Source organism: Haemophilus haemolyticus (assembly GCF_001008205.1).
Taxonomy (GTDB): Bacteria; Pseudomonadota; Gammaproteobacteria; order Enterobacterales; family Pasteurellaceae; genus Haemophilus; species Haemophilus haemolyticus_Q.
On record NZ_LCTK01000006.1, the window covers coordinates 51,683 to 71,063 of the forward strand.

General features: G+C 38.4%; 21 protein-coding genes. 10 read left to right on the forward strand and 11 right to left on the reverse strand.

Translation table 11 applies throughout. The features are described 5' to 3' along the window. Positions 1-3: 3 nt before the first annotated feature. Together AAX18_RS01560 and uppS are read right to left on the reverse strand one after the other, a co-directional pair. Positions 4-870: a phosphatidate cytidylyltransferase gene (locus AAX18_RS01560; protein WP_046952730.1), complete on the reverse strand. Its 867-nt coding sequence runs from the start codon at positions 868-870 to the stop codon at positions 4-6. Positions 871-891: 21 nt separating this feature from the next. Then, positions 892-1,611 carry a polyprenyl diphosphate synthase gene (uppS, locus tag AAX18_RS01565; protein WP_005627502.1) on the reverse strand — a complete coding sequence of 240 codons (720 nt, stop codon included), beginning with the start codon at positions 1,609-1,611 and terminating at the stop codon, positions 892-894. A gap of 152 nt (positions 1,612-1,763) precedes the next feature. Here uppS and yggU point away from each other — a divergent pair, with 152 nt between their 5' ends. From yggU to AAX18_RS01590, 5 genes are all read left to right on the forward strand, one after another. Next, on the forward strand, positions 1,764-2,051 hold the full coding sequence (yggU, locus tag AAX18_RS01570; protein ID WP_005627500.1) for a DUF167 family protein YggU: 288 nt from the start codon (positions 1,764-1,766) through the stop codon (positions 2,049-2,051). 128 nt (positions 2,052-2,179) lie between these two features. After that, positions 2,180-4,765 carry a leucine--tRNA ligase gene (gene leuS, locus AAX18_RS01575; RefSeq protein WP_046952731.1) on the forward strand — a complete coding sequence of 862 codons (2,586 nt, stop codon included), beginning with the start codon at positions 2,180-2,182 and terminating at the stop codon, positions 4,763-4,765. 97 nt (positions 4,766-4,862) lie between these two features. Beyond that, a complete protein-coding gene (locus AAX18_RS01580; RefSeq protein WP_005627491.1) occupies positions 4,863-5,366 on the forward strand; it encodes an LPS-assembly lipoprotein LptE in 504 nt (167 codons plus the stop codon). After that, positions 5,366-6,400 (forward strand): DNA polymerase III subunit delta, encoded by a 1,035-nt coding sequence (gene holA / locus AAX18_RS01585; RefSeq protein ID WP_046952732.1) that lies wholly within the window; start codon positions 5,366-5,368, stop codon positions 6,398-6,400. The genes AAX18_RS01580 and holA overlap by 1 nt, the downstream gene beginning before the upstream one ends. A gap of 89 nt (positions 6,401-6,489) precedes the next feature. Next, positions 6,490-6,753 carry a DUF5339 domain-containing protein gene (locus AAX18_RS01590; protein ID WP_032825592.1) on the forward strand — a complete coding sequence of 88 codons (264 nt, stop codon included), beginning with the start codon at positions 6,490-6,492 and terminating at the stop codon, positions 6,751-6,753. A 48-nt stretch (positions 6,754-6,801) separates the two neighbouring features. Here the strand turns inward: AAX18_RS01590 and mutT are convergent, their stop codons facing one another. The 3 genes from mutT to secM form a co-directional block, all read right to left on the reverse strand. After that, entirely contained in the window at positions 6,802-7,215 is a 414-nt protein-coding gene (gene mutT / locus AAX18_RS01595; RefSeq protein ID WP_005627484.1) for an 8-oxo-dGTP diphosphatase MutT, read from the reverse strand. A gap of 64 nt (positions 7,216-7,279) precedes the next feature. Continuing rightward, the gene (secA, locus tag AAX18_RS01600; protein ID WP_046952733.1) at positions 7,280-9,985 is read right to left on the reverse strand and encodes a preprotein translocase subunit SecA; all 2,706 of its coding nucleotides are present in this window, start codon (positions 9,983-9,985) and stop codon (positions 7,280-7,282) included. A gap of 127 nt (positions 9,986-10,112) precedes the next feature. Next, a complete protein-coding gene (gene secM / locus AAX18_RS01605) occupies positions 10,113-10,415 on the reverse strand; it encodes a secA translation cis-regulator SecM (protein WP_046952734.1) in 303 nt (100 codons plus the stop codon). A 78-nt stretch (positions 10,416-10,493) separates the two neighbouring features. On the opposite strand from secM, the gene AAX18_RS01610 reads away from it, so the two are divergent. Next, complete coding sequence (locus AAX18_RS01610) at positions 10,494-10,808, forward strand: DUF721 domain-containing protein (protein WP_005627477.1); 315 nt, start codon at positions 10,494-10,496, stop codon at positions 10,806-10,808. Between the two features lie 33 nt (positions 10,809-10,841). Here AAX18_RS01610 and tadA read toward each other — a convergent pair whose 3' ends face one another. From tadA to ampD, 6 genes are all read right to left on the reverse strand, one after another. Next, positions 10,842-11,357 (reverse strand): tRNA adenosine(34) deaminase TadA, encoded by a 516-nt coding sequence (gene tadA, locus AAX18_RS01615; RefSeq protein WP_005627475.1) that lies wholly within the window; start codon positions 11,355-11,357, stop codon positions 10,842-10,844. Further along, a complete protein-coding gene (locus tag AAX18_RS01620) occupies positions 11,357-12,208 on the reverse strand; it encodes a thymidylate synthase (protein ID WP_005627473.1) in 852 nt (283 codons plus the stop codon). Before AAX18_RS01620 ends, tadA begins: the two co-directional genes overlap by 1 nt. A 10-nt stretch (positions 12,209-12,218) precedes the next feature. Then, entirely contained in the window at positions 12,219-13,025 is an 807-nt protein-coding gene (gene lgt / locus AAX18_RS01625) for a prolipoprotein diacylglyceryl transferase (RefSeq protein ID WP_046952735.1), read from the reverse strand. 8 nt (positions 13,026-13,033) lie between these two features. Continuing rightward, positions 13,034-13,831 (reverse strand): sulfite exporter TauE/SafE family protein, encoded by a 798-nt coding sequence (locus AAX18_RS01630; protein ID WP_005627469.1) that lies wholly within the window; start codon positions 13,829-13,831, stop codon positions 13,034-13,036. Next, positions 13,831-14,421, reverse strand: coding sequence for an RNA pyrophosphohydrolase (rppH, locus tag AAX18_RS01635; RefSeq protein ID WP_005627467.1), 591 nt, complete (start codon positions 14,419-14,421; stop codon positions 13,831-13,833). The genes AAX18_RS01630 and rppH overlap by 1 nt, the downstream gene beginning before the upstream one ends. Before the next feature lie 525 nt (positions 14,422-14,946). After that, positions 14,947-15,501: a 1,6-anhydro-N-acetylmuramyl-L-alanine amidase AmpD gene (gene ampD / locus AAX18_RS01640; RefSeq protein WP_005627465.1), complete on the reverse strand. Its 555-nt coding sequence runs from the start codon at positions 15,499-15,501 to the stop codon at positions 14,947-14,949. A 114-nt stretch (positions 15,502-15,615) separates the two neighbouring features. On the opposite strand from ampD, the gene ppdD reads away from it, so the two are divergent. From ppdD to AAX18_RS01660, 4 genes are read left to right on the forward strand one after another with little or no spacing between them, the layout of a single operon-like run. Next, positions 15,616-16,056: a prepilin peptidase-dependent pilin gene (gene ppdD, locus AAX18_RS01645; protein ID WP_005627463.1), complete on the forward strand. Its 441-nt coding sequence runs from the start codon at positions 15,616-15,618 to the stop codon at positions 16,054-16,056. Next, complete coding sequence (locus AAX18_RS01650) at positions 16,053-17,447, forward strand: GspE/PulE family protein (protein ID WP_005627460.1); 1,395 nt, start codon at positions 16,053-16,055, stop codon at positions 17,445-17,447. Before ppdD ends, AAX18_RS01650 begins: the two co-directional genes overlap by 4 nt. Further along, on the forward strand, positions 17,444-18,664 hold the full coding sequence (locus AAX18_RS01655; RefSeq protein ID WP_046952736.1) for a type II secretion system F family protein: 1,221 nt from the start codon (positions 17,444-17,446) through the stop codon (positions 18,662-18,664). Before AAX18_RS01650 ends, AAX18_RS01655 begins: the two co-directional genes overlap by 4 nt. Further along, positions 18,661-19,353 carry a prepilin peptidase gene (locus tag AAX18_RS01660; RefSeq protein WP_046952737.1) on the forward strand — a complete coding sequence of 231 codons (693 nt, stop codon included), beginning with the start codon at positions 18,661-18,663 and terminating at the stop codon, positions 19,351-19,353. Before AAX18_RS01655 ends, AAX18_RS01660 begins: the two co-directional genes overlap by 4 nt. Positions 19,354-19,381: the final 28 nt, after the last annotated feature.

The window sequence follows — 19,381 nt, forward strand, 5'->3', positions numbered from 1 at the left end:
TCCTTATAACACAAAGAAATAGAAGTAGCTGAAAAAAGGTACCGCGGCAGTCAAGCTATCAATGCGATCTAATACACCACCATGCCCCGGAATTAATTGGCTGCTGTCTTTCACACCAGACTCACGTTTAAACATACTTTCAGTTAAATCACCCAATACCGAAATTGCAACTGTTGCAACGGAAAGAATAACGAATCCAGTGATATTTCGCTCACCAACTAAAGCATCGCCAGAGAAATAAATAAATACAAAAGCAAGCACTAACGCTGTAATTAAACCACCAACAACGCCTTCCCAGCTTTTACCCGGTGAAACTTTTGGCGCAAGTTTGCGTTTACCAAATGCTCGTCCGCTAAAATAAGCACCAGAATCAGCCGCCCAAACAAGCACAAATACATAAAGTAATAAAAATAAGCCGTGATAAGGATCATGGGTATAGTGTTCTAAACGTAAACGTAATACGCCCGCGATAAATGGAATTAAAGTAGAAAAGGCAAATAAAAGCTGTAAAAGAGGATTTTTACACCAAAATTTAGCTGATTTAGGATAACTCACCACAAGCAATAAAGCTAAAATCCACCAACCAACAGCATTCATCAATAAAAGCTGAAGATGTTGTTCAAACACACGACCGGCATCTAAATAGTTGCCCTCAGTGTAGAGCCATAAAAAGATAAATGCGCCTAAAAAAGCGGCAACACAAAAACGCGCTAAAGGCTGTTTAAGGCGAGCAAACTGAGTCCATTCCCAAACGCCTAAAGTCGCTACTGCACCTAACGCGAGGGCAAAATAAAAAGGCGTGAATAAAAATAGCGCACATAGCACCGCTACGATTAACACAATGGCAGATAAAACTCGTTGTTTAAGCATAATTTTAATCCATTTATTGAATTATTCTGTCCCACCAAAACGGCGATGACGTTGTTGATAACAGGCGATGGCGCGGTTAAATTCCGCCTCATCAAAATCTGGCCACAGCACATCGGAAAAATAAAGTTCTGCATATGCAATTTGCCATAATAAAAAATTACTAATTCGTTGTTCACCACTCGTACGAATCAATAGATCAACTGGTGGTTCATCTTGTGTAACCAAATGACGCTGAAAAGCAATTTCATCAATTTCTTCAACGCTCATTTCATTATTTTTTACTTTTTCTGCAAGTTGTTTTGCTGCTTGCACAATATCCCAACAACCGCCGTAATTTGCAGCAATATTAAGCGTAAGTGCGGTATTTTTTTCTGTTAAATTTTCCGCTTTTGCAATTTTTTCTTGCAAAGATTCACTAAAGCGAGATACATCGCCAATAATTTTCAGGCGAATATTATTTTTATATAATTTTTTCACTTCGCGATCTAAAGCTTGCATAAAAAGCGTCATTAACGCGCTGACTTCTTGCTCTGGTCGATTCCAATTTTCGCTACTAAAAGCATAAAGCGTAAGAAAATTCACGCCTGTTTGGCGAGCATAACTTACTGCACGGCGAACTGCAGATACGCCATTGGCATGGCCAAAAATACGCATTTTATTTTTCTGTTTTGCCCACCGCCCATTACCATCCATAATAATGGCAACGTGTTTTGGAATATTGTTTTGATCGAGTTCTATCATTATTTTTATTATAAAAAGATCCCTATAAATTCGGCTGTGAACTATATCATAAGTTGTATTTGCTTGCTATGGATTAGCGATCCCTAATCCACACTTTATTTTTTACATAATTCATTTTTATAATAAAGAAAAATAAACAAAACGAAGAATTTATGTCTGCGATTGAACAAAATAAAGACGGTATTAGATTAAGAATATTCTTACAGCCAAAAGCCAGTAAAGATCATATTGCTGGCATTCACGATGATGAACTAAAAATTACCATTACTGCGCCACCTGTTGATGGTCAAGCAAATGCGCATTTATTGAAATTTTTAAGTAAATCCTTCAAAGTGCCCAAAAGCAGTATTATTTTAGAAAAAGGGGAATTGAGCCGACACAAACAAGTTTGGATTCCTGACCCAAAATTAATTCCCAAAGAAATTCAAAATCTATTGTAAAAACAAAGAAAAAAATCACCGCACTTTGGACTCTCACCCTATCAATTTATGCCGTTTTACGGTATTCTATACCACATTTTCTATTGTCAAAATGCTGCAAAAGTGCGGTTAAAATTTAAGGTGATTTTATGCAAGAACAATATCGCCCCGATATGATCGAACCAAAGGTTCAACAATATTGGGCAGAAAATAAAGTTTTCAAAGCAATCAAAGACGAATCTAAAGAAAAATATTACTGTCTTTCTATGTTCCCGTATCCTTCTGGCCGCCTGCATATGGGGCATGTGCGCAACTACACTATTGGTGATGTAATTTCTCGTTATCAACGCATGCTAGGCAAAAACGTATTACAACCATTTGGTTGGGATGCTTTCGGCTTACCAGCAGAAGGTGCCGCAATCAAAAACAAAACTGCGCCAGCTAAATGGACGTACGAAAACATCGCTTACATGAAAAAACAACTTCAGCTTTTAGGCTTTGGTTTCGACTGGGATCGTGAAATCGCAACCTGTAAACCAGAATACTACAAATGGGAGCAATGGTTCTTCACTGAGCTTTATAAAAAAGGCTTAGTGTACAAAAAAACCTCAACCGTAAACTGGTGCCCGAACGATGAAACCGTACTCGCAAACGAGCAAGTACACGAAGGTTGTTGCTGGCGTTGTGATACACCTGTGGAACAAAAAGAAATCCCACAATGGTTTATCAAAATTACTGACTATGCAGAGCAATTATTAGGTGGTTTAGATACCCTTCCACAATGGCCTGACATGGTAAAAACCATGCAACGCAACTGGATTGGTCGTTCTGAAGGGGTAGAAATTACCTTTGATGTTGCAGATACCAACGAAAAAGTAGCAGTTTACACCACGCGTCCAGATACCTTTTACGGTGTGAGTTATCTAGGCATTGCGGCGGCACATCCATTAGCAAGTTTGGCAGCTCAAAACAATCCCGAATTAGCCGCCTTTATCCAAGAAGCGAAAAACGCAAAAGTAGCAGAAGCAGATCTTGCGACAATGGAGAAAAAAGGAATGGCAACGGGCTTATTTGCTATTCATCCATTGACGGGTGAAAAATTACCGATTTGGGTCGCTAATTTCGTGTTAATGCACTACGGTACTGGTGCGGTAATGGCTGTTCCAGCTCACGACCAACGCGACTTTGAATTTGCTCAAAAATACAGCTTACCAATTAAACAAGTGATCGCACCACTTGCAGATGAAGAAATTGATTTAACCAAACAAGCCTTTACTGAACACGGCAAACTTGTTAATTCAGCTGAATTTGATGGTAAAGATTTTGATGGTGCTTTCAATGGTATTGCAGATAAATTAGAAAAATTAGGTGTTGGAAAACGTCAAGTGAATTATCGTTTACGTGACTGGGGCGTTTCTCGCCAACGTTATTGGGGGGCGCCAATTCCGATGCTAACCCTTGAAAATGGTGATGTAGTACCTGCACCAATGGAAGATTTACCAATTATTCTTCCTGAAGATGTGGTAATGGATGGCGTGAAAAGTCCAATTAAAGCTGATCCTAATTGGGCAAAAACAACCTTTAACGGCGCACTAGCGTTAAAAGAAACGGATACCTTTGATACCTTTATGGAATCCTCTTGGTATTACGCGCGCTACACTTGTCCACAATATCAAAATGGCATGCTTGATGCGGAAGAAGCAAACTATTGGTTACCAGTGGATCAATATATCGGTGGTATTGAACACGCAACAATGCACTTACTTTACTTCCGTTTCTTCCACAAATTATTACGCGATGCAGGATTTGTAACCAGTGACGAACCAGCCGATAAATTATTATGTCAAGGTATGGTGCTTGCAGATGCCTTCTACTACACCAGTCCAACAAATGAGCGTATTTGGGTAAGTCCAACACAGGTGACTCTTGAACGTGATGAAAAAGGCAGAATTATTAAGGCGACCGATCCTGAAGGGCGTGAACTAGTCCACAGTGGCATGACCAAAATGTCTAAATCCAAAAATAACGGTATTGACCCACAAGAAATGGTAGAAAAATATGGCGCTGATACTGTTCGTCTGTTTATGATGTTTGCCTCTCCAGCAGAAATGACCTTGGAATGGCAAGAATCTGGCGTAGAAGGTGCGAAACGTTTCTTAGGTCGTGTATGGAATTTAGTGTATCAATATCAACAAAATCCAGCAAAAACTAGCCTAGATATCACCGCACTTTCAGCCGCGCAAAAAGCGCTTCGTCGTGAAGTACATAAAACCATTGCAAAAGTGAGCGATGATATTGGTCGTCGTCAAACATTTAATACTGCGATTGCAGCAGTAATGGAGTTGATGAATAAACTGACTAAGGCTTCCTTAGAAAGCGATCAAGATCGTGCAGTCATGGCGGAAGCATTAAGTGCAGTTGTGCGTATGCTTTATCCAATTACGCCACATATCTGCTTTGAATTATGGCAAGCGCTAGGAAATGAAAGTAACATCGATACCGCTGAATGGGTGAAAGCTGATGAAGCCGCAATGGTAGAAGATGAAAAACTCATTGTTGTGCAAGTAAATGGCAAAGTTCGTGGAAAAGTGACTGTTCCTGCAACGTCTTCAGAAGAGGAAATTAAAGCTGTGGCCAAAGCAGATCCTAATGTTGCAAAATTCCTTGATGGAAAAGAAATTCTTAAAGAAATCTATATTCCATTAAAAATGTTGAATTTTGTGGTTAAACCATAATCCGTAGAATCTGTGGAATATTGATATTTCACAGGTTCTATCTTTATATTAGTGTATGGATTTTAAATTCATACACTCCACAATAAAGGTAATTTTTATGATTAAATCAATCAAAGCGTTCTTTATTGTAGCAAGCATTACCGCGCTTTCTGCTTGCGGCTGGCATTTTCAAAATGGTACATTAATTCCACAAGAATTACGTACTCTTACATTTGAAAGCCCTGATCCATACAGCGAAATGTCAGTGGCGATGCATAATCAGCTACAAGCGAACAACATTCAGCTCGTCAATTCGACTCAAGGCGTTCCTGTTTTGCGTATCAATAAATTCCGCACAAATGATGAAGTCGCCTCTGTCTTTAAACGCGGACGTGAAGCTGAAAAAGTATTGATGTTAGAAGTGGAAGCAAGCATTCGTTTAGCGAATGGTGAAAGCCACCCAATCACGGCAAAAGTCAACCGTACTTTCTTTGATAACTCTCGCGCAGCATTGGCTAAATCCGCCGAACGAGAAGTAATTTGGAATGATATGCGGGAACAAGCTGCACGTCAGCTCATTACTAAAATGGTTGCATTAGAAAAACAAGTGAAAAACAAATAATGAATCGCATCTTTCCTGAGCAACTCAATCAACATCTTTCCCAGCGTTTAGCCAAAGTTTACTTTTTGGTAGGACAAGATCCCTTGTTACTGAGTGAAAGTGAAGATGCCATTTATAAAACAGCCAGCCAACAAGGATTCGATGAGAAAAATAGCATCCAGATTGATAGCCAAACTGACTGGGCACAACTCATAGAATCCTGTCAGTCTATGGGATTGTTTTTTAATAAACAAGTCATGGTATTAAATTTACCTGAAAATTTCACCGCAATTTTACAAAAAAATCTGCAAGAATTTATTTCGGTTCTACATGAAGATATCTTGCTAATTTTACAAATTGCAAAACTAACAAAAGCAAATGAAAACCAAGCATGGTTTGTTGAACTAAACCAATATGAAACCAGTGCGATTCTTGTAAATTACCAAACACCTACGGCTGAAAATCTCCCTCGTTGGGTAAAAAATCGTACCAAAGCGATGGGATTAGACGCTGATGATGAAGCAATTCAACAACTTTGTTACAGTTATGAGAATAACCTGCTTGCGCTCAAACAATCTCTGCAGCTTTTAGATTTGCTCTATCCTGACCATAAACTTAACTATAATCGTGTCATTAGCGTCGTCGAACAATCATCAATTTTTACACCATTTCAATGGATTGATGCTTTGCTAATGGGAAAAGCAAATCGCGCTAAACGTATTTTAAAAGGTTTACAAGCAGAAGATGTGCAACCTGTTATTTTATTACGCACGCTACAGCGAGAATTATTTACGTTGCTTGAACTTACCAAACCACAGCAACGCATTATGACAACGGAAAAACTTCCAACTCAACGAATTAAGGCTGAATTTGACCGTCTAAAAATCTGGCAAAATCGCCGACCGCTCTTTTTAAGTGCGATTCAACGTTTAACCTACCAAAAACTCTACGAAATTATCCAAGAGCTTGCCAATATTGAACGTCTTGCTAAGCAAGAATTTAGTGATAAAGTGTGGATTAAACTCGCTGATTTATCTGTAAAAATTTGTTTGTAATTGCTATTGTTTTTTTTTTGCACTAAAGCGGTATAATAAAACGCCATATCGGCAATGACTTATTAATTAACTTTCGTGAGGATATCATGATGAAAAAAACACTAGCTACGCTTATTTTAATGGGATTTGGTTTTTCAGCTTCAGCAACTGATTTGTCTGCAAGTTGTAAAACTTATTTCGCTGAAATTGATTCTTTCTTAGCATCAATGCCAGCTGCGCAAGCAAATGCGATGAAAGCTCAATATGAATCAAGCAAACAACAATTTGCATCAATGCCCGTAGCGGCACAGGATCAGGCTTGTAATCAAGCGGCAGAGCAACTTAAACAAATGAAAGCCGCAATGCCGAAATAATTTGAAAAAATCAATAGATATTATATAAACCCTAGCCTGACTAGGGTTTTATTTTATGGGATGGAGAGCTTCATTCAATAAGCGATGAATTAATTTAGCATTAGCTGGCGGAAACTGTCCTGCATCTAATGCGCGTTGCTCAACCCAAAAACCTTCTTGCCCTTCTCTCCCAAAAGGCTCACCAATCCATTCATCTACAACATAAAAGAAAAAAGAAATAATCTTTGTTGGATATTCAAATTGGAAGCGTTCGTAAAGTTCAGCATTTAATACAACAATGCCAATTTCCTCTTCCAGTTCACGTTTTAAAGCCTGTTCTGGAGTTTCTCCCGCATCCACTTTTCCACCGGGAAATTCTAAAGATTGGGCAAAATCCTGTCCTTCTAAACGCTGCGTTAAATAGATCTGCCCAAACTCATTACGAATAATCCCCGCAGCAACTTGTATAATTTTTTTATCCATTTCTTCTATCCAATAGCACGTATGAAAAAAGTGCGGTGAAAAATCACCGCACTTTGGCTAATCATTAATGGCGAGCAGCACGACTGCCATGACAATGCTTGTATTTTTTACCCGAACCACAAGGACAAGGCTCATTGCGTCCAATGCGACGATCTGAATAATCTTCAGAATCTGAATTTTGGATTGCCTGACCATTTTCATCCACAGGTAAATGATTTTGATTGATACGAGCAGCCATCTCCTGACGAGCACGTTCAGCTTCTTCCATTTCTTCTTGAGTACGTACACGTACACGCGTTAAAGTCGTAATAACGTGATGTTTTAAAGAATCCAACATTTCCGTAAACATACGGAAAGATTCTTTTTTATACTCTTGTTTTGGATCTTTTTGCGCATAACCGCGTAAATGAATACCTTGGCGTAAATAATCCATCGCCGCTAAGTGTTCTTTCCAAAGCTCATCTAAGGTTTGTAACATGACGCCTTTTTCAAAGTTGCGCATAGTTTCTTCACCAGCCAGCGCTTCTTTTCCTTTATATTCTTTTTCAGCGACTTCTACGATGCGTTCACGCAAGTTTTCTTCGTGCAGATTATTATCTTCTTCCAGCCAATGAGAAATTGGTAATTCCATACCAAACTCTTGAGCCAAACGTTCTTCAAGCCCTTTAATATCCCATTGTTCTTCCAAAGATTGCGGTGGAATATATTGATCAATCACACTATTAAATACATCGTGGCGAATGGCGTTGATAGTTTCAGAAATATCATCATTATCAAGCAAATAATTGCGTTGCTCATAAATTGCATGACGTTGGTCATTTGCCACGTCATCATATTCAAGTAGGTTTTTACGACCATCGAAGTGGAAAGCCTCAACTTTTGCTTGGGCAGATGCGATAACTTTCGCCAACATTTTCGATTCCATTGCCTCACCAGGCACGGTGAACGCTTTACGCATTAAATTGAGTTTACCTTCATTCAAATAAATGCGCATTAAGCCATCTTCCAAAGAAAGATAGAAACGAGAAGAGCCAGGGTCACCTTGACGGCCAGAACGACCACGCAACTGGTTATCGATACGGCGAGATTCATGACGCTCTGTACCGATAATATGCAAACCACCGGCTTTCATTACAATCTCGTGGTTCTTTTCCCACTCAGCTTTAAGCGCTTCAATTTGTTCTTGAGTTGGATTTTCTAATTTAGCAGCCTGCGCTTTCCAATTACCACCAAGGATAATATCTGTACCGCGACCCGCCATATTCGTTGCGATAGTCACCGCACCGGGATAACCAGCTTCTGCCACGATTTCTGCTTCTTGTTGGTGGAATTTCGCATTCAATACATTATGTTTGATGCCCGCTTTATCTAAAGCCTTAGATAATTCTTCTGATTTTTCTACTGAAATCGTCCCCACTAACACTGGTTGCTGGCGTTCTACACAATCTTTGATGTCTTCAATAATTGCATTAAATTTATATTGTTCATTTTCAAACATCACATCGGTACGATCATCACGGATCATTGGACGGTTTGTTGGAATCACAACGGTTTCCAAACCGTAAATTTGTTGGAACTCAAACGCTTCAGTATCCGCAGTCCCCGTCATACCGGCAAGACGCTCATATAAACGGAAGTAGTTTTGGTAAGAGATTGACGCAACAGTTTGGTTTTCACTCTTAATTTCAACCCCTTCTTTTGCCTCAATGGCTTGGTGTAAACCATCTGACCAACGACGCCCTGCCATTGTTCGACCAGTGTGCTCATCAACAATCACGATTTCACCATCTTTCACAATGTAATCGACATCTTTTTCAAACAATGTGTGCGCACGCAAGGCAGCCATAACATGGTGAAGCAATACAATTCGACCAGGAGAATACAAAGAATCACCTTCTGGCATTAAACCTTGCGCAATCAACCAATCTTCCACTTTTTCTTGGCCACGTTCAGTTAAGTGCGCCTGTTTAGATTTAAGATCTAAAGTAAAGTCCCCTTCACCTTGGTATTCTTCTGTATCTTCTTTTTCTTGCTTAATTAAGTTTGGAATCAGTTTATTTACCGCAATATAAAGTGCAGAACTGTCTTCCGCTTGACCAGAAATAATCAATGGTGTACGCGCTTCATCGATTAAGATAGAGTCCACTTCATCCACCAACGCATAGCCTAAAGTACGTTGGAAACGCTCTTCTTTTGAGTGAGCTAAGTTGTCACGTAAGTAATCAAAACCAAGTTCACTATTGGTTGCATAAGTAATATCTGCTGAATAAGCGGCACGTTTTTCTTCAGGCGGTAAACCAGGAATATTTACGCCTACACTCATGCCCAAAAATTCAAATAACGGACGGTTTGTTTCTGCATCTCGGCGAGCAAGATAGTCATTCACTGTCACAACATGAACGCCTTTACCTTCAAGTGCGATTAAATAACAAGGTAAAGTCGCAGTTAATGTTTTACCTTCACCAGTGCGCATTTCTGCGATACAACGGTTAGTCAATACCATTCCGCCAATAAGCTGAACATCAAAATGTCTCATACCAAGCACGCGCTTACTTGCCTCACGTACCGTTGCGAATGCTTCTGGTAAAATTTGTTGCAAAGTTTCGCTCGCACTTAAACGTTGACGGAATTCATCTGTTTTTGCACGAAGTTGTTCATCTGTGAGGGCTTCAAACTCAGGTTCTAATTTATTGATTTTTACAACTTGTTTTCTTAATTTACGTAAAATACGGTCGTTACGGCTGCCAAAAATTTTCGTTAAAATGCTCATAATTTCTCTTTTTAAATATATAAGTTAAATAGTTAAATGCGTATGAAATACTTTATTTCATGCACAATAATTCTTTTTTAAAATATCGCTATTTCAATAGCAATATTCTTCACAAAAAACAGAAAAATTAAATAAGCAAGGGGCCAGCTCGAATTGGCGCACTAGGATTCAACGCATCAGCTAAAAAGTGCGGTTGAATTTTAGGTTGTTTTTCAGTTTGGTGGGAAATTAAAGGTTGAGGAATGGCTTGTCGTTGCACTTCACGTGCTACTTTTACCGTTTCTAACGCTTGTTGAATGGAAATACTCGAGGAATAATTTTCCGCATTATTTTGATTTTCAAAACTTTGTGCGTTAGGCAAAGCAAAAATCGCGATGATACTTAAAAGTAATCGCGACCAAAAATTCGGTTTGACAGTGCCTGAAATCATCGTCTCGTTGTTTATTATGAAAATTGCGTGTATTGTAGCGGAAATCTAAACTAATGTCATTTACTGAGAGCAGACTTTATGGAAAACAAGGCTGAGCGTTATCAAAAAGCAGTCAATATTATGGATGTGCTTGAGCAATCCCCCTTTGCCAAAATAATGAAAAAAGGTCTTGCCATGAATGAACTTAATCAAAAATTTAACCGCATTTTTCCACAGGAATTTCACGGCAAATTTCGTATTGGTAATATGATAGATAACTCAATTTTTATTGAAACAGCAAATGCGATCGTTCGTCAAGGAATTTTATTCAGACAGACAGAATTGTTGAAACTCATTCAAGAAGAATTTCCGCAGGTAAAACGACTTGAGATAACAATAAACCCTGGTTTTTAAAAGCTAAGAATAGGAGAAAATGGAGATTTAATATCAATCAGACTTTTTTAACAATGCTTTCTCTATTTTTTTCTCTTCGCGTCTCTTCTGAAAAAATGCGCTTAATTTCTGACTACACTCTTCTGCCAATACACCAGATGTAATCTCCAGAGTATGATTCATTTTATAATCATCAAAAAAATGGAAACGTGATCCAACCGCACCAGTTTTATAATCAGAAGCGCCGAACACAAGGCGTTTAATTCGGCTATGCAAAATTGCCCCAGCACACATTGTGCAAGGCTCTAATGTCACATAAAGCGTGGTATTCAGTAGGCGATAATTTTGAATATTTTTCGCGCCATTACGCAAGGCGATAATTTCAGCATGTGCGGTAGGATCACTTTGAACAATGGAGAGATTCCAACCTTCGCCAATAATATTCCCACTCTCATCCACCAAAACCGCCCCCACAGGAATCTCACCTAACGCTTCTGCTTTATCCGCAAGAGTAAGGGCATAGCGCATCATTTTCTCGTCAAATTCTGATCGCACTTTTGTTGCATCCATTAGACGGAAAAAGGATATTTAATCGGTTCATGAGATTGATAGCCAATGACGTTGAAATCATCCATCGTGACCCAAGTTTCTAAATCTTCAAGGCTTTTTATATCTGGATTGATTTCTAATTTTGGCAATGGGAAAGGCTCGCGTTTAAGTTGCACATCACGCATTAACTCAAGCTGATCTTCATAAATATGTGCATTCACAATTTTATGATATGCCTTGCCTGCTTTTTTGCCCGTAATCTGAGCCATAAGCGCCAAGAACGTAAACACTTGGATTTGATTGAAATTCAATCCAAGCGGAACATCACAAGAACGTTGATAACTAGTAAGATGTAAAGTATTGCCCACAAGAGAAAAAGTATGCGTGTGCATACAAGGACGAAGACAACCAAGATCAAATTCCCCTGGATTAAAGAAGGTTAAAATTTCCCCTCTATCATCAATGCCCTTTGTCAAATTATTAACAATTTTGCGTAGCTGATCGATGGTTTCACCATTAGGCTTACGCCATGCTCTGCCCTGCACACCATATACGCGCCCCATATCGTCAATACCTCTACGGTGCGAATTGGCAAGCCATGCGGCATTTTCATTCGCATTGGCATCCCAAGTTTTAGTACCAAGTGCGCGGAAATCAGCGGCATTGTCATATCCACGAATATAACCTAAAAATTCAGCAATGGCCGCTTTCCAATAACTTTTACGTGTAGTAATCAGCGGAAATTGATTGTTCGCCACATCATATTCTAAATCAGCATTAATAACGGTGAGACAGCGCTTACCTGTACGCTCATTGGCAACCCATTCACCTTCATTAACAATGCGACGACAAAGATCAAGATATTGCTTCATAAAAAATCTCCTATTTTATTACCGCACTTTTGCGTGAATAAGCCCAAGCCATAATTAAAGCGCCACCCATAATCATTGGTAAACACAGCGCTTGTCCTCTTGTAATGACGCCAAAGAAATTTTCAACTTCAGGTTCACGCACATATTCCACAATAAAACGGAAGACGCCATAACCAATTAAGAATAAGCCTGCAACAGAGCCCATTGGACGTGGCTTTTTAATAAAAATATTCAGAATCGTAAACAACACTACGCCTTCTAAAAAGGCTTCATAAAGTTGTGATGGATGGCGTGGAAGTAATAGCGGATCATTCGGGAAAATCATTGCCCAAGGCACATCCGTTTCGCGTCCCCATAGCTCAAGGTTAATGAAATTACCAATTCTACCTAAACCTAAACCAAACGGAATCAAAGGCGCAACAAAATCAGCCGTTTGCCAAAAATTACGTTTTTGTGAATAAGACGTCCAAATCATGGCAACAATGACGCCTATTAAGCCGCCATGGAAAGACATCCCACCTTCCCAAACACGGAATAAATAAAGCGGCTCTTGTAAGAAACGATCTAAATTATAAAAAAATACATCGCCAACACGTCCGCCAATAAATACGCCCATAAAACCGTTGAAAAGTAAGGTATCAACTTGATCCACTGTCCAACCGCTATTTGGGCGATTAGCACGACGAACCGCAAGCCAGCGTGCAAAAATAAAACCTAAAAGGTACATCAAACCATACCAACGTAAGCCGATATTGCTATCACCAAGAGTAAAAATAGTTGGATCAAAATGAGGCAGAAGCAAGTAATTTGAATTCATAATTTTCTCTATCTAATAAACATATCAACAGCAATGGTAATTAATAAAAGGGCAAATCCTTTCTTTAAAGTTGGCACTGGTAGTTTTGAGGTGGCTGTCGCACCAAGTTTTGACGTGAAAAACGATGTAGCAGTAATACATAACACTGCAGGGAAATAAATGTAACCTAAAGAATATTCCGGCATTGCAGCATTGCCCCAGCCACTTAACATAAAACTGAACATTCCAGAAGTTCCGAGTAACATGCCACAGAAAGCCGAGGAACCAATAGCCTTTTTCATATCGATGCCGCGAGAATTTAAAAACGGCACAATAAATCCGCCACCACCGATACCTGCAGCACTAGATGCCATACCAATTAGAATGCCTCCGATAATAGACGATTGAGTCGTTAAAGGTTTAACTGTTTTATTTGTCTTAGGTTTAATAGATAAGACCATTTTAACTGCGAGATAAACCACTAAACAGGCAAATAATTTACTAGAAATATCGCGATCAAGTTTTCCGATAAAGAAACCACAAATAAATACGCTAACCATGATGCTTGGAGCAAGGATCTTCACCGCACTCCACACAATATTACCTAACTTATGATGTCGTTGAGCCGAAGAAAAGCCAGTAATAACAATCGTTGCGAAAGAGGTTCCAAGTGCGGTAGACATTAACAAAGGTTCTGGCACGCCTACCATTGGTAGTAAGTACACCAACACAGGAACAATCATTAATCCACCGCCGATACCAAAAAGCCCCGCAAAAAAGCCAGCCACAGCCCCCACAAGCAAACAAAGTAAAATAAAGCTAAGCATTATGAATTCCTTGTTTTATTAAAAGAACGTTTTGGAAATTTTGAACCATTATATTTTTTAGGATGAGTATAAGATTTTTGCTCCAATTCTCGCGCAGGTTGATATACAGGAGGATTTACTGAGAACAACACACTCGAAAACTCTTTCATTGCTTTGCGATACACTTCTTTTTTGAACGATACGACCTGACGAACAGGATACCAAAAACTAACCCAACGCCATCCATCAAATTCTGGCGATTTGGTTGTTTGCATATTGATATTTTTTTCATCGCCAACAAGCTGCAACAAAAACCAGCGTTGTTTTTGTCCTATACACATCGGTTTGCTGTCATAACGCAACAAACGTTTTGGTAATTTATAACGCAACCAATGCTTAGATACATATAAAATGCGTATATCTTTAGGCTGTAGACCAACTTCTTCGTACAGTTCACGATACATCGCTTGCTCGGCACTTTCATTATCATTAATGCCACCTTGCGGAAACTGCCACGAATTTTGCCCACAGCGCTTCGCCCAAAGCACTTGCCCGTTGCGATTACAAATCACAATACCCACATTTGGACGGTAGCCATCAAAATCGATCACTATCGTTTTACCTTAAATTTTTCATACAAAAATAGTCTGCAGATTGTTTCATAAATCAGTGTTTTTATCAACCAAAGGGCTGGTTACACAATAAAATACACAGATTGTGGATAACATTGTGAATAACGGATTTCTGATTGTGAATTGAGCACGTAAAAACAGAGTGAGATCCTTATCACATCGAACTTAAAAATAAATTGAGTTATTTTCGATCTAAAAATCTAAAGAAAAAATAAACCGCACTTTTCACATATAAAAATGGAAGAAAGTGCGGTAAAAAAATACAATTTTTAAAGAGACGCCATTCATCAAAGATCTTTTGGTCATCTCTTTGAGTTATTCAATATTTCTGTGGATAAAATTGTGATTGAGAAAATCCATAATGTTGTATAACTCAAACAAACCTTTCCAATATAATTTCAATATAAAATTTATCCATTTAAATTCAATCATTTAGTCACAAAACATAACAATATTTGTAATACACAGAAGTCTCTAAATTTTAATGTCTAATTTTTAAACAAATTATTTTAGGCTGGCAAAATAACGTTCCCAATCGAAATATTGACCTGGATCGATCTTACGTCCTGGCGAAATATCACAATGCCCAACAATCCGCTCTTTCGTAATCTTAGGATAACTTTTCATGATTAGGTTAGTTAATTCTTGCAATGCCCAATACTGCTCATTAGTAAAAGGTTGTTCATTACTACCTTCTAACTCAATTCCAATGGCAAAATCATTACATTTTTCTCGCCCTTGAAAGCAAGATAATCCAGCGTGCCAAGCCCTTTGGTTAAAATTAACATATTGCGTGATTCGCCCATCTCGTTCAATCAAACAATGGGCAGAAACACGCATTTGATAAATTTCTTCAAAATAAGGATGAATCTTAGGATCTAATTTTCCTTGAAAAAAATCATCCACATATCCGCCACCAAATTGTTCTGGCGGTAAGCTAATGTAATGGATAACAAGAAGTGAAATATCTTGTAAATCTGGGCGTTCATCAAAATACGGAGATGGAATTTGTCGACAATCAGTCAGAAATCCTTTATCAATATCTTTTATTTTTCGCATACATTTTTCCTATTTTTACGATCAGGATCACAGAAAAAGCGCGGTCTGTTTTACAAAACAATTTTCCCTTTTCACAATATTCCAGCCAATAAAGGCTTAATGAAAGGAAAATAAATGAAACTAACTACACAAACTACCTTGAAAAAAGGGTTTACCTTAATTGAATTAATGATAGTCATCGCTATCATTGCGATTTTAGCTACTATCGCTATTCCTTCTTATCAAAATTATACCAAAAAAGCAGCGGTATCCGAATTACTGCAAGCTTCCGCACCTTATAAGTCAGATGTGGAATTATGCGTTTATAGCACAGGCAAACCTTCTACTTGCTCGGGAGGAAGCAATGGAATTGCGGCTGATATTACAACTGCAAAAGGCTATGTAAAATCAGTGACAACAAGCAACGGTGCAATAACAGTAGCGGGTAATGGTACATTAGATGGAATGAGTTACACACTCACAGCTGAAGGAGATAGTGCAAAAGGCGTTACATGGAAAACCACCTGTGGCACAACGAATGCCGATATTTTCCCTGCAGGATTCTGTTCAAAATGATCGACTTAACTAGTGCAAAACCTCGTGTAAAAGCACAAAATGGCGAGATATTTACGATCTCGCCAGAGTTATGGGGGCGTAATCAGCAACAACAGTCGTTACTCTTACGTTATTTTGCTTTACCACTTAAAGAAGAAAATAATCGTCTTTGGCTAGGTGTCGATTCTCTTTCAAATCTTTCCGCCTGTGAAACTATTGCGTTTATAACTGGCAAGCTTGTTGAGCCAGTTTTATTAGAAAGCACTCAACTTAAAGAACTATTACAGCAACTTGCCCCTAATCAACCTAAAGTGGAAGAGCAAGTTAAATATTACCAACATCAAGAACAGTCTCATCTTGAACAACAAGATGACGAGCCCGTCATTCGCTTACTTAATCAAATTTTTGAATCCGCTTTACAAAATAATGCCTCAGATATTCACTTGGAGACTTTATCGGATCATTTCCAAGTGCGGTTTAGAATTGACGGTGTTTTACAAGCTCAGCCTCCACTTAGTAAAAATTTGGCTAATCGAATTATTTCTCGCCTAAAACTGCTCGCTAAATTAGATATCAGTGAAACCCGCCTTCCACAAGATGGACGATTTCAATTTAAAACTACGTTTTCCGATATTCTTGATTTCCGTCTTTCAACGTTACCAACTCATTGGGGAGAGAAAGTTGTCCTGAGAGCACAGCAAAATAAACCTGTAGAACTCAGCTTTTCTGAACTAGGCATGACTGAAAGTCAACAGAAAGAATTTCAACGCGCACTTAGCCAACCCCAAGGATTAATTTTAGTAACCGGCCCAACAGGAAGTGGGAAAAGTATCTCACTTTACACCGCACTTCAGTGGCTAAATACGCCTGATAAACATATTATGACCGCTGAGGATCCCATTGAAATTGAGCTTAATGGAATTATTCAAAGCCAAATAAATCCACAGATTGGATTAGATTTTAACCGCCTATTGCGTGCTTTCTTACGCCAAGATCCAGACATCATTATGCTAGGTGAAATTCGTGATGAAGAAAGTGCAATGATCGCGCTACGTGCTGCCCAAACGGGGCATTTGGTACTCTCAACTTTACATACCAATGATGCAATATCTGCCATTTCCCGCTTACAACAACTCGGTATTCAACAACATGAAATTGAAAACAGTTTGCTGCTCGTCATTGCGCAGCGTCTTGTACGAAAAATCTGTCCAAAGTGCGGTGGAAATTTAATAAATTCTTGTGATTGCCATCAAGGTTATCAAGGTCGAATCGGCGTGTATCAATTTCTACATTGGCAGCAGAATGGCTATCAAACCGATTTTAAAAATTTACGTGCGAGTGGTTTAGAAAAAGTTCGCCAAGGTATAACGGATGAGAAAGAAATTGAACGTGTGTTAGGTAAAAACTCATGACTAAAAAACTCTTTTATTATCAAGGTAGTAACGCATTAAATCAGAAACAAAAAGGCTCAATTATTGCGGATACGAAACAACAAGCACACTTTCAATTAATAAGCCGCGGGCTTACTCACATCAAATTACGACAAAACTGGCAGTTTGGGGCAAAGCCCAAAAATTCAGAAATCAGTGAATTACTCAATCAATTAGCGACATTGCTACAATCCGCTATTCCGTTAAAAAACAGTCTGCAAATTTTGCAACAAAATTGCACTCAAATTATGCTCAACGAATGGCTTGAACGACTGCTTCAATCTATTGAATCTGGTTTAGCATTCTCACAAGCAATTGAACAACAAGGAAAATATCTCACACAACAAGAAATTCAACTGATTCAAGTGGGAGAAATGACAGGCAAACTTGCCGTAGTTTGTAAAAAAATAGCCACGCACCGTAGTCAATCTTTGGCTTTACAACGCAAATTACAGAAAATTATGTTATATCCCTCAATGGTATTGGGAATTTCACTATTACTAACACTCGCATTACTGCTTTTTATCGTGCCTCAATTTGCTGAAATGTACAGTGGCAATAATGCTGAGTTACCAACAATAACCGCAATATTGCTCTCTATATCCAATGTTCTTAAGCAAAATATTGGCATTTTGCTATTTTTATCTTTTAGTTTTTTTCTATTTTATTACTTCTATCTAAAACGCCTGGTCTGGTTTCATCAACAGAAAAATCAACTTATTTCTATCACGCCTATTTTTGGCACAATTCAAAAGCTTTCACGTTTAGTGAACTTTAGCCACAGTTTACAAATTATGTTGCAGGCTGGCGTACCGCTTAATCAAGCACTAGACAGTTTTCTCCCTCGCACACAAACGTGGCAAACCAAGAAAACCCTCGTAAATGACATCGTATTAGATAAAGAAGTGCGGTCAATTTTACAATGGGTTTCTCAAGGCTATGCCTTTTCTAATAGCGTAAGTAGCGATCTTTTCCCGATGGAAGCACAACAAATGTTACAAATTGGCGAGCAAAGCGGAAAACTCGCTTTGATGCTAGAGCACATAGCAGATAATTACCAAGAAAAACTTAATCATCAAATTGACTTACTCTCACAAATGCTAGAGCCATTAATGATGGTGATAATCGGCAGCCTGATTGGAATTATTATGATGGGAATGTATTTACCTATCTTTAATATGGGCTCCGTTATTCAATGATTTACTTCGCAATGTTTTTATTAGGCGGCATCTTAGGGATCGCATTGTGGTTCTACCTATCTGGTTTTATTACGCGCTTGCAGCAAGAGATTTATGTGACTTACGTTGAATTATTTCCACAAAATCGTTCTCCATTTCAACCGCATTTTGTCTCTATTCAACAAAAAAAGTGCGGTCATATTTTGAGGTATTTTTTAAGCATTGGAGTAGGATTTATATTTTTACAAATTGCCTTTAAAGATTCTATTTTTACTGTATGGTTCGGACTCACACTTCTTATTCTTTGGACAATTAGTTATCTTGATTGGCACTATCAACTTATTTCTACTACACCCTGTTTATGGTTACTTACGCTCGGTTTATTTGGAGCAGATAATAACTTTTCATTGCTTACGTTATCTGAAAGCATAAAAAGTGCGGCAAGTTTTTTTATTGTTTTCTACGCAATCTATTGGATTGCAAAATTCTATTACAGAAAAGAAGCCTTTGGACGGGGAGATTATTGGCTAGCAATGGCATTAGGAAGTTTTATTCATTTAGAAACTTTACCGCACTTTTTGTTATTAGCCTCAGTTCTTGGAATATGTTTTTCGCTTATTCATAGGAAGAAAAAAGAATTTTTACCTTTTGCCCCTTTTATGAACTTATCGGCCGTCATAATTTATTTCGTCAAATATTACGGATATTAAAAAGGGGAAAACATAATATTTTCCCCTT

Bases quoted from the DNA above. Each gene is read 5' to 3' on its own strand.
- yggU (WP_005627500.1), top strand. From the start codon at position 1,764: ATGTCTGCGATTGAACAAAATAAAGACGGTATTAGATTAAGAATATTC.
- leuS (WP_046952731.1), top strand. From the start codon at position 2,180: ATGCAAGAACAATATCGCCCCGATATGATCGAACCAAAGGTTCAACAA.
- holA (WP_046952732.1), top strand. From the start codon at position 5,366: ATGAATCGCATCTTTCCTGAGCAACTCAATCAACATCTTTCCCAGCGT.
- ppdD (WP_005627463.1), top strand. From the start codon at position 15,616: ATGAAACTAACTACACAAACTACCTTGAAAAAAGGGTTTACCTTAATT.
- AAX18_RS01610 (WP_005627477.1), top strand. From the start codon at position 10,494: ATGGAAAACAAGGCTGAGCGTTATCAAAAAGCAGTCAATATTATGGAT.
- secM (WP_046952734.1), bottom strand. From the start codon at position 10,415: ATGATTTCAGGCACTGTCAAACCGAATTTTTGGTCGCGATTACTTTTA.
- secA (WP_046952733.1), bottom strand. From the start codon at position 9,985: ATGAGCATTTTAACGAAAATTTTTGGCAGCCGTAACGACCGTATTTTA.
- lgt (WP_046952735.1), bottom strand. From the start codon at position 13,025: ATGAATTCAAATTACTTGCTTCTGCCTCATTTTGATCCAACTATTTTT.
- AAX18_RS01650 (WP_005627460.1), top strand. From the start codon at position 16,053: ATGATCGACTTAACTAGTGCAAAACCTCGTGTAAAAGCACAAAATGGC.
- AAX18_RS01590 (WP_032825592.1), top strand. From the start codon at position 6,490: ATGAAAAAAACACTAGCTACGCTTATTTTAATGGGATTTGGTTTTTCA.
- AAX18_RS01630 (WP_005627469.1), bottom strand. From the start codon at position 13,831: ATGCTTAGCTTTATTTTACTTTGTTTGCTTGTGGGGGCTGTGGCTGGC.
- AAX18_RS01620 (WP_005627473.1), bottom strand. From the start codon at position 12,208: ATGAAGCAATATCTTGATCTTTGTCGTCGCATTGTTAATGAAGGTGAA.
- AAX18_RS01655 (WP_046952736.1), top strand. From the start codon at position 17,444: ATGACTAAAAAACTCTTTTATTATCAAGGTAGTAACGCATTAAATCAG.
- uppS (WP_005627502.1), bottom strand. From the start codon at position 1,611: ATGATAGAACTCGATCAAAACAATATTCCAAAACACGTTGCCATTATT.
- AAX18_RS01580 (WP_005627491.1), top strand. From the start codon at position 4,863: ATGATTAAATCAATCAAAGCGTTCTTTATTGTAGCAAGCATTACCGCG.
- mutT (WP_005627484.1), bottom strand. From the start codon at position 7,215: ATGGATAAAAAAATTATACAAGTTGCTGCGGGGATTATTCGTAATGAG.
- AAX18_RS01660 (WP_046952737.1), top strand. From the start codon at position 18,661: ATGATTTACTTCGCAATGTTTTTATTAGGCGGCATCTTAGGGATCGCA.
- tadA (WP_005627475.1), bottom strand. From the start codon at position 11,357: ATGGATGCAACAAAAGTGCGATCAGAATTTGACGAGAAAATGATGCGC.
- ampD (WP_005627465.1), bottom strand. From the start codon at position 15,501: ATGCGAAAAATAAAAGATATTGATAAAGGATTTCTGACTGATTGTCGA.
- AAX18_RS01560 (WP_046952730.1), bottom strand. From the start codon at position 870: ATGCTTAAACAACGAGTTTTATCTGCCATTGTGTTAATCGTAGCGGTG.